We start from the raw sequence: 12,815 nt of genomic DNA on the forward strand, positions 1-12,815 counted from the left end.
GGCGCCCGCCGCGGCCGCTGGTGCAGGCGCCGTTCCCAGCCCGCTTGCCGGAACGGTGGTGAGCGTGGACGTTTCGGTCGGGCAGAAGGTTGCCGCCGGCGACACGCTGCTTGTCCTTGAGGCGATGAAGATGAACACCTCGATCAGCGCGCCGCAGGAAGGCACCGTGGCCGCCGTCAACGTGACCCCCGGCGCGACCGTGACCGAGGGGCAGGTACTCGTAACCCTTAGCTGACCCAGGGGGCCCCTTCCATGGACGGCACCACCACGGAAACCTCCAAGCTCGAACAGCTCTGGCAGCTGACCGCCATATCCGACGTCACTTTGCAGATGGTCGTGATGTGGGTGGTTATCGCCGTGCTGTTCTACATGGGGGTTTACAAGAAATACGAGCCGCTGCTGCTCATTCCCATCGCTTTTGGCGCGTTGCTGGCCAACCTGCCGACCGAAGGGCTGATCAACCCGCCCGTGGGCGACCACGCCGGCGGCCTCTACTACTACATCTCCAAGGGGGTGGATTACGAGATCTTTCCGCCCCTGATCTTCCTCGGTGTTGGCGCGCTGACCGATTTTGGCCCGCTGATCGCCAACCCCAGGATGCTGCTACTGGGGGCTGCGGCGCAGTTCGGTGTTTTCGCCACCTTCCTCGGCGCGACGCTGATCGGCTTCACGGCGATGGAAGCCGGCGCGATCGGGATCATTGGCGGGGCCGACGGCCCGACCTCGATCTTCCTTGCCAACAAGCTGGCGCCGCATCTTCTCGCCCCTATCGCCGTGGCGGCCTACAGCTACATGGCGCTGGTTCCGATGCTGCAGCCGCCGATCATGCGGGCGCTGACCACCGAGCAGGAACGCAAGATCCGCATGAAATCGCTGCGGCAGGTGTCGCGGCTTGAAAAGCTGATCTTTGCCGGCATGGTCACCATCGTCGTCATCCTGCTGGTTCCGGCCGCCTCGGCGCTGATCGGCATGCTGATGCTGGGCAACTTCCTGCGCGAGAGCCTTGTCGCCGAGCGCCTGACCAAGGCGGCGCAGAACGAATTGATCAACGTCGTCACGATCTTCCTCGGCACCTCGGTCGGCATCACGATGACGGGCGAGCGGTTCCTCAACGCCGGCACGCTGAAGATCCTCGCGCTCGGCGTCGTGGCCTTCGGTATCGCCACCGCCTGCGGTGTGTTGATGGCCAAGCTGATGAACCTGTTCAGCGCCAACAAGATCAACCCGCTGATCGGTTCGGCCGGCGTCTCTGCGGTGCCGATGGCGGCGCGGGTCAGCCAGGTGGAGGGCCAGCGCGCCGACCCGGGCAATTTCCTGCTGATGCATGCCATGGGCCCCAACGTGGCGGGCGTGATCGGCACGGCGGTTGTCGCCGGCTATTTCATCGCCTGGTTCTCCTGATATCTGGGGGCTGCGATCTCGAAACCAGCATGACGGCCACCGCGTTGCGGTGGCCGTTGTCATGTTTGCGCCAGCGGCAGTGGCCGGTCGTCGGCGGGCTTGACTATTGTCATGTAGCGGCAGCCGCGAATCCCTCACATTTCGTCTCGAAAATACGGCAAGCGAGGGCGAGATGGATTTTCAGGCGTTTTTTCGGGAAAGACTCGACGATCTCCGCGAAGAGGGAAACTATCGGGTATTCGTCGATCTGGAACGCCGGCGCGGCGCCTTTCCCTCGGCGCTGCGCACCCATGCCCGGGGCCGCGACGGGGTGACGATATGGTGCTCGAACGATTATCTCGGAATGGGCCAGCATCCCGAGGTGATCGGCGCGATGCACGCCGCGATCGACCGCTCCGGCGCCGGTGCAGGCGGGACGCGGAACATCTCTGGCACCACGCACGACCATGTGCTGCTCGAAACGGAACTGGCCGACCTGCACGGCAAGGAGGCGGCGCTTCTCTTTACCTCGGGCTATGTGTCGAACTGGGCGGCGCTCGGCACGCTGGCCGGGCAGATCCCCGGCTGCATCGTCTTTTCCGACAGTCTGAACCACGCCTCGATGATCGAGGGCATTCGTCATTCGCGCGCGAAACGGGTGATCTGGAGGCATAACGATATTACCGATCTCGAAGCGAAGCTTGCCGCCGCCGACCCGGAAGCGCCCAAGCTGATTGCCTTCGAGAGCGTCTATTCGATGGACGGCGATATCGCCCCGATTGCCGAGATCTGCGACATCGCCGAGCGCTACGGCGCGATGACCTATCTCGACGAGGTGCACGCGGTCGGGCTCTACGGTCCGCGCGGTGGCGGCATTGCCGAACGCGAGGGGCTGATGGACCGGCTGACGGTCATCGAGGGTACGCTGGGCAAGGCGTTCGGCGTGGTCGGCGGCTATATCGCCGCCTCGGCCGAACTTTGCGATTTCGTGCGCAGTTTCGCCAGCGGGTTCATCTTCACCACTGCGCTGCCGCCGGCGGTCGCCGCAGGGGCGGCGGCCTCGATCCGCCATCTCAAGCAATCCTCCGCCGAGCGTGAATTGCAGCAGCGGCGCGTCGCGCAGTTGCGGGCACGGCTCGATGCCGAGGGCATTCCGCACCTGCCGAACCCGAGCCACATCATTCCCGTGATGGTGGGCGACCCGGTGAAATGCAAATTCCTGTCGGACATGTTGCTGGACGAATTCGGCATCTATATCCAGCCCATCAACTATCCGACCGTGCCGAAGGGGACCGAACGGCTGCGCATCACACCGTCACCGGTCCACAGCGATGCCGATCTCGATCGTCTGGTCGGCGCGCTGTCCGAATTGTGGCACCGCTGCCAGGCGGCGCGGCAGCCGCTGGCCGCGCAATAGGGTGGGGCCGTGTCGCCATACGCCCGGATGTCCGCCACAGGGGCACCTGCGCGGATTCGACTACTTGGAAGACATGTCGCAGCACGCAAATGTGCGCGCCATTCGCGTTTGCGATATGCTAGAGGTCACGCCACAGGCGCCGCCTTCCGCGCGCGTAGCCTGTCCCCGCCACATGCGCCGGGAACAGGATCGACGGAGGGAGCGTCTGGGCCGAGCCATTATTTTAACTCTGTTCCGGAACGGAAGGACTGAAGATGAAAGCCAGACTGACCAGCCTGATCGCGGTGACCGCCGCCGTGCTTGCTTTGCCCGCACTGGCCGAGGGCGACGCTGCGGCAGGTGAAAAGGTATTCAACAAGTGCAAGGCCTGCCACGCGGTGGGCGAGGGTGCCAAGAACAAGGTCGGCCCGGAATTGAACGGGATCGTCGGCAAGGCGGCCGGTACCCGCGAAGGATTCAAGTATTCTGACGATCTGGTGGGGCTTGCCGAGGGTGGCCTGATCTGGGACGACGCGAACCTGCACACCTATCTTACCAACCCCAAGGATCTGATTCCCAAGGGCAAGATGTCCTTCGCCGGCCTGAAAAAGGAAGAAGACATCAACAACGTGATCGCCTATCTCCAGACCTTCCCCGATATGTGAGGGTAAGGCGGCTTCCGGACGCGGCGGTGTCCGGTAGCAGCGATCTGACGATCTGCGGCGGGCTGAGGCCCGCCGCAGGACGATTGTCAGCCGAATGTCAGGTGAACCTTGACTGCCCGCGTCCGGTCGCCGGCCGCCGAGAAGGCTTCTTCGGCGCGTTCGAGCGGGAAGCTCTGGCTGATCATCGGGCGAACGTCGATGGCGCGGCTGTTTATCAGCGCAACCGCCTCGGCGAATTCCGGCTGGAAGCGGTGCGTGCCCGTTATCGCAATCTCCTTGGCGACCAGCATGTTGAGCGGAATCACCACATCGCCCGTCACGCCGACCTGCACCAGCGTACCCAGCGGGCGGAGGCTCTCGATCGCCGAGCGGATCGCCGGCGCGGCGGCGGTGCATTCGAAGCAGACGTCGAAATACCCCTTGTCCGCGGCATAGGGTGCCAGGGCCCCGGGCTCGCGGGCCACGTTGACGGTGCGCGTTGCGCCCATCTGGCGGGCAACCGCCAGCGGTGCATCCTCAAGGTCGGTCACCACAACCTCGGCCGCGCCGCGCAGTGCTGCCATGGCCGCGCAAAGCACGCCGATGGGGCCGGAGCCGGTAACCAGAACTTTCAGCCCCGCCAGATCGCCCGCACGGCCCGCCGCATGGATGCAGACCGCCAGCGGTTCGGAACAGGCGGCTTCGGCCACCAATATGCCGGGCGCGGCCCTGACGCACTGACCGGCGCCGACAACGACCCGGTCCCTGAACAGCCCCTGTTCGTGCGGCATCCGCAGGGCCGAACCGTTGAACCGCATTTCCAGGCAGTGATTGAACAGGCCTTGTGCGCAGTAGGGGCAGTTTCCGCAGGGGCGGCTTGGGTTGATCGCCACGACATCGCCCTGCGCAAGCCCGCTTGCGTCCGGGCCGGTCGCGATCACCGTGCCGGCTGCCTCGTGGCCGAGGATGATCGGCTCCTGTACCCGGACCGGGCCGAACCCGCCGTCCTGATAGTAATGCAGGTCCGATCCGCAGATGCCGCCCGCGCCGATGGCCACCAGCACCTCGCCCGGGCCGGGCGGAGACACGGGGATTTCTTCGATGCGGAGGTCGTTGCAGCCATGAAGGCGGCAGACACGGGTGAGCATGGGGCGCTCCTATGGGGCGAGAATCGAGGGAAGCCAGGTGGCCAGTGGCGCGAAATAGGAAACCGCCAGCAGGACGAGGATATTGGTCAGCAGGAAGGGTGAGATCGCCCGGATCACCGGTGCGAGCGGCAGTCGCGCGATGCCGGCGCAGACGAACAGACAGACCCCTACCGGCGGCGTCGTCAGCCCGATCATCAGGTTCAGCACCGCGAAGGTGGCGAAATGCAGCGGTTCGATACCCACCGCCTGCGCCAGCGACAGCAGCGGCACGAACAGGATGATGAGCGCGGCGATGGTCTCCATGAACATGCCGACGAACAGCAGCAGCACGTTGATGATCAGGATCACCAGAATGCGGTTGTCGGTGACCGAAAGCACCGCGTCGGCGATGGCCTGCGGAATGCGCTCGGACACGAGAATCCAGCCGAAGACATTGGCGAACCCGACCAGAACCAGAATGGCGGCCGAGGATACGCCGCTGTCGACAATCACCCCGGGCACCGCCCGCAGCGGCAGTTCGCGATAGACGAAGGCGCCGACGATGAAGGCATAGACCGAGGCGACGACGGCGGTTTCGGTCGGCGTGGCAAGCCCGCTCAGCAGCCCGTAGATGATGAGGCCGGTCATCGCCAGCGCCCAGAAGGCGTTGCCGAAGGACCGCGCCACTTCGCCGAACCCCTGCCATTTCTGACGCGGGAAATTGCGGCGCACCGAGATGATGTAGCAGGTCACCATCATCGCCCGACCCATCAGAATGCCGGGCACGGCGCCGGCCATGAACATCTTGCCAACCGATATTCCCGACAGCGCCCCGACGATGATCATCGGCACCGAAGGCGGGATGATCGGCCCGACGGTGGAGGAGGCGGCGGTGACGGCGGCCGAGAAATCGGCCGGGTAGCCCGCCTTCTTCATGCCGGGGATCATCACCGATCCGATCGAGGCCGCATCCGCCACCGCTGTCCCGGTGATGCCGCCGAACAGCATGGACGCGGCGATATTGGTCAGCCCCAGCCCACCGCGAATCCAGCCGACAATCGCATTGGCGAAGCGGATGATGCGGTTGGTAATGCCGCCGCGGTTCATCAGGTTCCCGGCAAGGATGAAGCCGGGGATCGAGAGCAGCACGAAGACATCCATGCCGGCGTATATCTTCTGCGGCATCACCACCAGCGGGATACCCGCAATCACCAGATAGACCGCCGACGACAGCCCCAGCGTTACCGCCACCGGGATGCCGATGACAAGCCCGGCCACGAAGACGGTCAGGAGGACGGCAACATCCATGGTTTCAGTCCTCTTCCAGCGAATTTACCGGCAGACCGTCGGTCCGGCCCGCCAGCATGTTGATCACGCGCAGCGCGGCAAAGACGAAAAGCGTGACAAGCAGCAGCACCACGGTGAAATGGATGTAGTCCATCCGCACCCCCAGCGCCGGCGAGGTCTGCATCTTGCCGATGGCGGTGAATTTCCAGGCGTAGGGAATCAGCACCAGCGCCAGCGCGCCGGTAAGAACCGCCGAAACCATCCGCAGGACCCTTGGCATCGGTGCCGGCAGGCTTTCGCACACCACGTCGACGTTCACCAGATCGCCCGAGCGGAACGACAGCCCGACGCCGAAGGCGGCGAGATAAAGCAGGGCGAACCGTGTGAGTTCCTCGGTCCAGACCGGCGAGGCCCCGAGCGAACGGCCGACCACCTGTATCAGGACCACGGCGATCAGTACCGCGAACGAGACCCCGACACCGACCATGCAGATGGCCGAGACGAGGCGGGTCAGCTTCTCCAGAAACCGCATGGATACTTCTCCCATTCCGGTGTGCCGGCGCGGGGTGTTCCGCGCCGGACGGTGTCGTGCCGCGCGGCGGTCACTCCGCGAAAAGCTGCTCGACGACGGGCCTGATCTCGTCGCTGACGTTGGCCAGAACGGCATCCCTGGCCTTTGCGGCAAAGGCTGCGCCATCGACGTCGACGAAGGTCATGCCGTGCTCTTCAAGATAGGCCTGATCCTCGGCGAGGCTTTGCAGGAACAGGCCGCGCTCGTATTCCTGCGCGATCAGGGCGGATTCCCGCACGGCGGTCTGGTCTTCTACCGAAAGCCGGTTCCAAGTCTGCTCCGAGATCACCAGATAGATCCAGCTGCGCACATGCTCGGTCTTGTTCACATGGCTCTGAACCTCGTTGAAATTGGCCGAACGGATCAGTGCCAGCGGATTTTCCTGCGCGTCGATGGTGCCGTTCTGCAGCGAGGTGAAGACCTCGGAGAAGGCCATCGGTGTCGGCTGTGCACCAAGCGCCTTCCAGACATCGACGAAAAGCGGCACGTTGGGCACCCGCATCTTCAGACCCTGAAGATCGTCCGGGGTGGTGATCGGCCGGTTCGATGTCAGATCGCGCGGTCCGCGGGCGAAATAGGCGATCGGCCGGATCTGGGCCTTTTCGATGATCTGGTATTCGATCTCCTGGCCGATCGGGCCGTTCACCGTCTCGTCCATGTGTTCGAGCGACTTGTAGGCATAGGGCACGGCAAGCAGCGCTGCCCTGGGCGCCCAGTTCTGCAGGCTCTCGCCGGTGATCGTCATGTCCACGGTGCCAAGCTGCATGCCGTTGATCAGGTCGATCTCCTTGCCCAGCGATTCGTTGGGGAATACCTGAACCTCGATCCGCCCGCCGGTGCGCATCGCGACCTCTTCGGCGAATTTCAGCGATGCCAGGTGCCAGGGGTTTTCCTCGTTGGCAAGATGGCCGAGCTTCAGCGTCATGTCGGCGGCCAGCGCCGGGGCGGTCATCAGCGCCGCCGCAAGCCCGGCGGCAATCCATCCGGTAAGGTTGCGTTTGATTGTCATCGAGTCCTCCTCTCGGTTGGGTTGAATGCCGCCGCCTTCTCCGGCAGGGCGGTGTCGAACACGCCCGGATGAGCGCGCATGATTTCGGGCAGGTCTTCCAGAACCGCCCGCAGGTGGCGGCGCAGTGCGGCTTCGGCGCCGCCGCTGTCCCGCTCTGCTATCCCGTCGACGATTTCGGTGTGCTGCGCGATCAGCCGATCGCAGGTGTCGAGTTCGAAACTCAGAAATCGCACCCGGTCCATCTGGGCCTTGAGGCCCTGAAGAATATCCCAGACGCTGCGCTGTCCGGCGGCATCGGCCAGCGTGCGGTGAAAACGCTCGTCGGCGCGGATGAACTCTTCGGGGGTGCTTCTGGCCAGAACCTGCTGCTGGCGCAGTTCTTCGCGCAGGATCGCCACGGTCGCCTTGTCGGCGCTTGCCGCGACGATGCGCACGATATCGGCCTCGACCGCCTCGCGCACAAAGCGGGCGTCCAGAACTTCGGACAGGGCAATGGTGCGCACGACGGTGCCGCGCTGGGGGCGCACCTCGATCAGCCCCTCCTGCGCCAGCTTGATGAAGGCCTCGCGAACCGGTTGCCGGCTGATGTTGAACTGGCGGGCGATTTCGGCCTCGGAAATCCGCGAGCCGGCCAAAAGCTCGTTGCGAATGACCCGCCTGCGCAGGATCGTGACCAGTTGCGGCCCGATCGCGGCCAGCGGGTCCAGTTCCGGTTCCAATGCCCCCTCCCGGTCCGGCAATGAGTCGCCGACAGTAATCACCATACTTCCATACTAGTCAACCCTTGCATTTTGATGCTAAAAGAGTCTTCACAGAAGAAGCGCGATTCCAACGACAATCCGGAGAGTCGAGATGAGACAGACGTGGCGATGGTTCGGTCCCAGAGACCTTGTTTCGATCGATGCCGTTCGCCAGGCCGGTGCGGAGGGGATCGTGACGGCGCTGCATCATGTGCCGACCGGGACCGTGTGGTCGCCGGCGGAAATCGAGCAGCGCAAGCGCGAGATCGCCACGATGAAGGATGGCAGCCCGTCCACACTGACATGGGACGTGGTGGAAAGCCTGCCGGTTTCCGAGGATATCAAGAAACAGTCGGGTGACTGGCGGGCGCATATCGCCGCCTACAAGCAGAGCCTGCGAAACCTTTCCGATGCCGGAATCGGGGTGATCTGCTACAATTTCATGCCGGTGCTCGACTGGACAAGGACCGATCTGGCCTGGCGTCTGCCCACAGGCGGCACCTGCATGCGCTTCGACCTGACCGATTTTGCTGCCTTCGACATCTTCATTCTGGAGCGCCCCGGCGCCGACGCGGATTTTCCCGAAGAGGTGCGCGCGGCGGCCTCGGCCCGGCTTGCCGGAATGGACGGGGCGCGTCAGGAACGGCTTGCGCGCAACGTGGTCTTCGGGCTGCCCGGCGCGGCCGAGAGCTTCACGCTGGAAGACGTACGCCGGCACCTTGCCGAATACGCGCCGCTCGGCGCCGACGGGCTGCGGGCCAATATGGCGGCTTTTCTGGAAGAAGTGGCTCCGCTGGCGCAGGAACTTGGCCTGCGGCTCTGCTGCCACCCCGACGATCCGCCCTTTTCGCTGCTCGGACTGCCGCGGATCATGTCGACCGAGGCCGACTACACCTGGCTGATCAATGCGGTGGATCTTCCGGCCAACGGCATCACGCTGTGTTCGGGCTCGCTCGGGGCGCGGCCCGACAACGATCTGCCGGGAATGATGAAGCGGTTGGGGGACCGGGTGCATTTTCTGCACCTGCGCAATGTCCGGCGCGAGACGGCGGGCATTCCCTGTTCCTTCCACGAGGCCGAACACCTTGGCGGCGGCACCGACATGGTGGCGCTGGTCCGGGCGGCACTGGCCGAGGAGGCGCGCCGCCGCGTTGCCGGCCGCGCCGATGCCTCGATCCCGTTCCGGCCGGATCACGGACAGGATATCCTCGACGATCTCGGCCGGCAGGCGCAGCCCGGCTATCCCTCGATCGGCCGTCTGAAGGGGCTTGCCGAACTCAGGGGGATCATTGCCGCCGAAACCCACGCAGGCTGATGCCCGCAGGCCAGCGCCTCAGCCGCCCTGCATGTTGTTCAGGTAGAGGAACGCGGCAGCCGTGAAGACGGCGGCGACCACGGCAAGGGCGATCTTCCACGCCGAATAGGGCCGCTCGCCCCTGACTTCGCCGGTCCGGGCATTGACCACGAAGCGATAGCTCTTGCCGCTGTACCTGTAGGCCGCCACCCAGATCGGCAGCAGGATGTGCTTGAAGGTGACATTGCCGATATCGGTCCGGGCGCCGGTGATCTGCTGGTGGTCGCCGCCGATGTCGCGCCGGATGTCGCTGGCGATGACGGCGTCCATCTTGCGCCGGGCGATGGCAAAGCCGGGTTCCAGTTCGACCGAATATCCCTCGGCCCCGAAACCGGCAAGGTATTCGGGCAGAAACGGCTTCAGATCGCCCAGATCCCAAGGCTCCAGGGCGTCGGTGTAATCCCGTGGCAGGCTGTCGGAGGCCAGCACCAGAACGTCGTCGAAATCGCGCGCCACCTGGCCCGAGACGCTGCGCCAGCGGGTCCTGCGCACCTGGGTCGTCCGGGGCTTGCCATCGACCATCCGGGTTTCGGTGGTCCAGTAATCGTCGCCCCGCCGCCCGGAATAGCGGGTCCGGGTATCGGCGTCGTATGTCCAGTAGGGAACATACATGCCGTTCATCCGTCGCCCCTTGCGGGCGTATTGCTGCAATCCGTTCGGCGCGAACCACAGGCGGCCAAGCCATTTTGTCATTGCTGCGTGCGCGGTGCGCTCGTCCAGTGCAAAGGGCAGCACGGCCTGCGGTTTCAACTGCCGGTGGACACCGCTGTCGACGACAACCGGCGAGGCGCAGAACGGGCATTCCTTGGCCTGTTCGCCATCGGCGAACTCGATCTGCGCGCCGCAACTCTGGCAATTGAGCGTGCGCACCGAAACGATCTGCGCGGCGGGCACCTCCTGCCGCAGCGCCGCCTGATAATCGAGTTCCTGCAAGGCGGATGTCCAGGATGCGCGCCCGATTGCGCTGATCGGCTCCACATGGCCGCAATGGTCGCAGACCAGATTGCCGGTGTCGGGCGAAAACCGCATGTCCGAGCCGCAGGTGGGGCAGGGAAAGCGGTATTCCTCGTTGACCGCTCCGGCCGCGGCGTCATCGTCGCTTTCCGGGGTCGGGGCCGGCGGCGGTGCGCCCGCATCGCTGCCGGAACGCGGTACTCTGGGAATATCGCTCATCGGACGCGGACCTCCCGGTCAGGTTCCCGGTGGCGGTGGCGGCGGCAGAACGGTGAAAAGCTGGGCAAGCTCCTGCACATCCTCGGCCCTTTTCCACCCGTCCTGCCCTGCGGTCCAGACATGGCTGTCGCGCGTCAGGCTGCCGTCGCTGGCCATCCGGCCCATGTCGGCCCTGGAGAACGGGCCGGAGGTCTGGCCATCCTTCGCGATATGCCAGACATGCTCCACCGGCGGGGGCGGCGGGGCATGCGGCGTGGCGGCGGGTGCCTGCGCGCCGGCCCCCCACGGCCCCTGCATCATTCCGGGCTGGGCCATCTGGCTGGCCATCGCCATGCCCATCCCCATGCCGAGCCCCGCACCCATGCCGCCGCCGCCGGACGGGTTGCGCGCCGCCGCCGTCATTGCTTCGGCCGCCGAATATTGGCTGAACCTGCCCAGATCGCCGGCGATACCCATCGAGGTCCGCTTGTCGAGCGCCGCCTCGACCGCGGGCGGCAGCGAGATGTTCTCGATATAGAATTCGGGCATCACGAGGCCGTATTCCGTCAGAACCTCGCTGACCTTGGCGGCGATCAGCTTGCCCATTTCGGCGGTGTTCGCGGCCATGTCGAGCACCGGAACGCCCGAACCGGCGACCACGCGGCTGCTTTCCTGCACGATGATGTTGCGGATCTGGAAAGTGATCTCGTCGGTGGTGAATTCGCCGTCGGTGCCGACGATCTCGGTCATGAAACGCGCCGGATCGGTGACGCGGATCGAATAGGTGCCGAAGGCGCGGATGCGCGTCGGGCCGAATTCGGGGTCGCGCACCATAACTGGGTTCTTGGTGCCCCATTTCAGATCGGTGAAACGGGTGGTGTTGACGAAATAGATCTCGGACTTGAACGGGCTCTTGAAGCCGTGGTCCCAGTGCTGGAGTGAGGTCATGATCGGCATGTTGTTGGTCTCGAGCATGTAGAGACCGGGGGTGAACACGTCGGCAATCTGCCCCTCGTGGACGAACACCGCCGCCTGCCCCTCGCGCACCGTCAGCTTGGCGCCATACTTGATCTCGTGGCCGTGACGTTCGAACCGCCAGACCAGCGTGTCGTGGGTGTCGTCGGTCCATTCGATGACATCAATGAACTGGCCCGACAGGAAATCGAAAATGGCCATAGGTTAACTCCTTCGTCAAACGTTTCAGCTTTCGCCGCCCATCAGTTCGCCGGCGATCTCGTCGACGATCGGGCGCGCCTGCGTGGCGGTCATGCCGGGCGACAGCCGGCTGTCGTAGAGGATTTTCAGCATAAGCTCGTCCTGCGTCGTCAGCAGGGCGAATTCCTCGTCGTCGTTGAACAGCGAGGGCCGGGCGACCGGGCTGTCGTTGGCCAGCCCCAGCCCCTGTGCCAGTTCCTCGTGCAGGCACGACAGCCGCAGCAGGTCGGGGTGTTCGGCCCGGATCACCGCCACCGCCTGTGAATAGGACGGATCGTTGCCGCGCGAGAAGGCAAAGACCAGACAGAAGGTCTGGCGCGGCATGGTCTCGATCGTGCGCAGCACGGTATCGCTGATGCCGGGGACCATCGTCCTGAGTTGCGGCCCGAACTGCCGCCGCTCGTCCTCATGCAGGAAGAGAACGTAGAAATTGGCATTGTTGCCGCCGGTCACGCCGATCGGATGCCCGCTGGCGCGGCGCAACCGGCTCGCGTAATCGGTCAGCGCCGCACTGTCCTGCGCCCGTTGCCCGGCCTCGACGGTCTCGCCGAAGACCGCCCTGAAGCGGACCGGCCCGCCCCAGCGCCGCAACTGGCTTTCGGTCTGTTCCGGCACCAGCACACCGGCGCGCGCGACATATTCGTCGTAAAGGGCGATACGGACGAAGTTTTCGACCAGATTGTGCTGGCTGAACGGCGTATCCGCGCCGCCGCCATCGGTTCTGAGCAGCCCCTGCGCCAGCAGATCGGACTGAACCCGCGCATAGTAGCGCTGCAGTTCGTAGCTGAGCGCCGAACGCGCGACGGGCACGGGGGCCTCGGCTGGTTCGGATTTCTGCGGCGGTGCGGGCGGCTCGGCCGGCGTGTCGGGCACGGGGGCTTCGCATGCGCCCAGCATGGCCAGCCCGAGGGCCGCCAGCCATGCATGCATCCGGTCTGAT

Annotated in this window: 13 protein-coding genes; 5 read left to right on the top strand and 8 right to left on the bottom strand. The window is 65.0% G+C overall.

Features of this window, described 5'->3' with window-relative positions; all coding sequences use genetic code 11:
* From ACK5IR_RS03315 to ACK5IR_RS03330, 4 genes are all read left to right on the top strand, one after another.
* Window positions 1-235: DUF2118 domain-containing protein (locus tag ACK5IR_RS03315; RefSeq protein ID WP_416925890.1), on the top strand; the 235-nt coding region annotated here is incomplete at its 5' end.
* A 17-nt stretch (window positions 236-252) separates the two neighbouring features.
* Window positions 253-1,401: a sodium ion-translocating decarboxylase subunit beta gene (locus tag ACK5IR_RS03320; RefSeq protein ID WP_416925892.1), complete on the top strand. Its 1,149-nt coding sequence runs from the start codon at window positions 253-255 to the stop codon at window positions 1,399-1,401.
* A 172-nt stretch (window positions 1,402-1,573) separates the two neighbouring features.
* Window positions 1,574-2,797: a 5-aminolevulinate synthase gene (gene hemA, locus ACK5IR_RS03325; RefSeq protein ID WP_416925894.1), complete on the top strand. Its 1,224-nt coding sequence runs from the start codon at window positions 1,574-1,576 to the stop codon at window positions 2,795-2,797.
* Between the two features lie 254 nt (window positions 2,798-3,051).
* Complete coding sequence (locus ACK5IR_RS03330; RefSeq protein WP_416925896.1) at window positions 3,052-3,441, top strand: c-type cytochrome; 390 nt, start codon at window positions 3,052-3,054, stop codon at window positions 3,439-3,441.
* 86 nt (window positions 3,442-3,527) lie between these two features.
* Here ACK5IR_RS03330 and ACK5IR_RS03335 read toward each other — a convergent pair whose 3' ends face one another.
* The 5 genes from ACK5IR_RS03335 to ACK5IR_RS03355 form a co-directional block, all read right to left on the bottom strand.
* Complete coding sequence (locus tag ACK5IR_RS03335; RefSeq protein WP_416925898.1) at window positions 3,528-4,568, bottom strand: L-idonate 5-dehydrogenase; 1,041 nt, start codon at window positions 4,566-4,568, stop codon at window positions 3,528-3,530.
* A 9-nt stretch (window positions 4,569-4,577) separates the two neighbouring features.
* Complete coding sequence (locus tag ACK5IR_RS03340) at window positions 4,578-5,855, bottom strand: TRAP transporter large permease (protein WP_416925900.1); 1,278 nt, start codon at window positions 5,853-5,855, stop codon at window positions 4,578-4,580.
* Between the two features lie 4 nt (window positions 5,856-5,859).
* Window positions 5,860-6,366, bottom strand: a complete 507-nt coding sequence (locus ACK5IR_RS03345) for a TRAP transporter small permease (protein WP_416925902.1) — start codon at window positions 6,364-6,366, stop codon at window positions 5,860-5,862.
* A 70-nt stretch (window positions 6,367-6,436) separates the two neighbouring features.
* Window positions 6,437-7,414, bottom strand: coding sequence for a TRAP transporter substrate-binding protein (locus tag ACK5IR_RS03350; protein WP_416925904.1), 978 nt, complete (start codon window positions 7,412-7,414; stop codon window positions 6,437-6,439).
* Window positions 7,411-8,133 (bottom strand): GntR family transcriptional regulator, encoded by a 723-nt coding sequence (locus tag ACK5IR_RS03355; RefSeq protein ID WP_416925906.1) that lies wholly within the window; start codon window positions 8,131-8,133, stop codon window positions 7,411-7,413. Before ACK5IR_RS03355 ends, ACK5IR_RS03350 begins: the two co-directional genes overlap by 4 nt.
* A 133-nt stretch (window positions 8,134-8,266) precedes the next feature.
* Here ACK5IR_RS03355 and uxuA point away from each other — a divergent pair, with 133 nt between their 5' ends.
* Window positions 8,267-9,469, top strand: coding sequence for a mannonate dehydratase (uxuA, locus tag ACK5IR_RS03360; RefSeq protein WP_416925908.1), 1,203 nt, complete (start codon window positions 8,267-8,269; stop codon window positions 9,467-9,469).
* Window positions 9,470-9,487: 18 nt separating this feature from the next.
* Here uxuA and ACK5IR_RS03365 read toward each other — a convergent pair whose 3' ends face one another.
* Genes ACK5IR_RS03365 through ACK5IR_RS03375 form a run of 3 tightly spaced genes read right to left on the bottom strand, consistent with a single transcriptional unit; the run spans window position 9,488 to window position 12,805 of the window.
* Entirely contained in the window at window positions 9,488-10,681 is a 1,194-nt protein-coding gene (locus ACK5IR_RS03365) for a TFIIB-type zinc finger domain-containing protein (protein WP_416925910.1), read from the bottom strand.
* A gap of 18 nt (window positions 10,682-10,699) precedes the next feature.
* Window positions 10,700-11,836 (bottom strand): SPFH domain-containing protein, encoded by a 1,137-nt coding sequence (locus tag ACK5IR_RS03370; protein ID WP_416925912.1) that lies wholly within the window; start codon window positions 11,834-11,836, stop codon window positions 10,700-10,702.
* Between the two features lie 24 nt (window positions 11,837-11,860).
* On the bottom strand, window positions 11,861-12,805 hold the full coding sequence (locus ACK5IR_RS03375; protein ID WP_416925914.1) for a DUF2927 domain-containing protein: 945 nt from the start codon (window positions 12,803-12,805) through the stop codon (window positions 11,861-11,863).
* Window positions 12,806-12,815: the final 10 nt, after the last annotated feature.

The sequence above is a fragment of the Tropicimonas sp. genome (assembly GCF_047971885.1).
Lineage (GTDB): Bacteria > Pseudomonadota > Alphaproteobacteria > Rhodobacterales > Rhodobacteraceae > Tropicimonas.

What these genes read in the sequence shown, in the direction of transcription:
- ACK5IR_RS03320 (WP_416925892.1), top strand. Translation starts at nt 253, where the DNA reads ATGGACGGCACCACCACGGAAACCTCCAAGCTCGAACAGCTCTGGCAG.
- hemA (WP_416925894.1), top strand. Translation starts at nt 1,574, where the DNA reads ATGGATTTTCAGGCGTTTTTTCGGGAAAGACTCGACGATCTCCGCGAA.
- ACK5IR_RS03330 (WP_416925896.1), top strand. Translation starts at nt 3,052, where the DNA reads ATGAAAGCCAGACTGACCAGCCTGATCGCGGTGACCGCCGCCGTGCTT.
- ACK5IR_RS03335 (WP_416925898.1), bottom strand. Translation starts at nt 4,568, where the DNA reads ATGCTCACCCGTGTCTGCCGCCTTCATGGCTGCAACGACCTCCGCATC.
- ACK5IR_RS03340 (WP_416925900.1), bottom strand. Translation starts at nt 5,855, where the DNA reads ATGGATGTTGCCGTCCTCCTGACCGTCTTCGTGGCCGGGCTTGTCATC.
- ACK5IR_RS03345 (WP_416925902.1), bottom strand. Translation starts at nt 6,366, where the DNA reads ATGCGGTTTCTGGAGAAGCTGACCCGCCTCGTCTCGGCCATCTGCATG.
- ACK5IR_RS03350 (WP_416925904.1), bottom strand. Translation starts at nt 7,414, where the DNA reads ATGACAATCAAACGCAACCTTACCGGATGGATTGCCGCCGGGCTTGCG.
- uxuA (WP_416925908.1), top strand. Translation starts at nt 8,267, where the DNA reads ATGAGACAGACGTGGCGATGGTTCGGTCCCAGAGACCTTGTTTCGATC.
- ACK5IR_RS03365 (WP_416925910.1), bottom strand. Translation starts at nt 10,681, where the DNA reads ATGAGCGATATTCCCAGAGTACCGCGTTCCGGCAGCGATGCGGGCGCA.
- ACK5IR_RS03370 (WP_416925912.1), bottom strand. Translation starts at nt 11,836, where the DNA reads ATGGCCATTTTCGATTTCCTGTCGGGCCAGTTCATTGATGTCATCGAA.
- ACK5IR_RS03375 (WP_416925914.1), bottom strand. Translation starts at nt 12,805, where the DNA reads ATGCATGCATGGCTGGCGGCCCTCGGGCTGGCCATGCTGGGCGCATGC.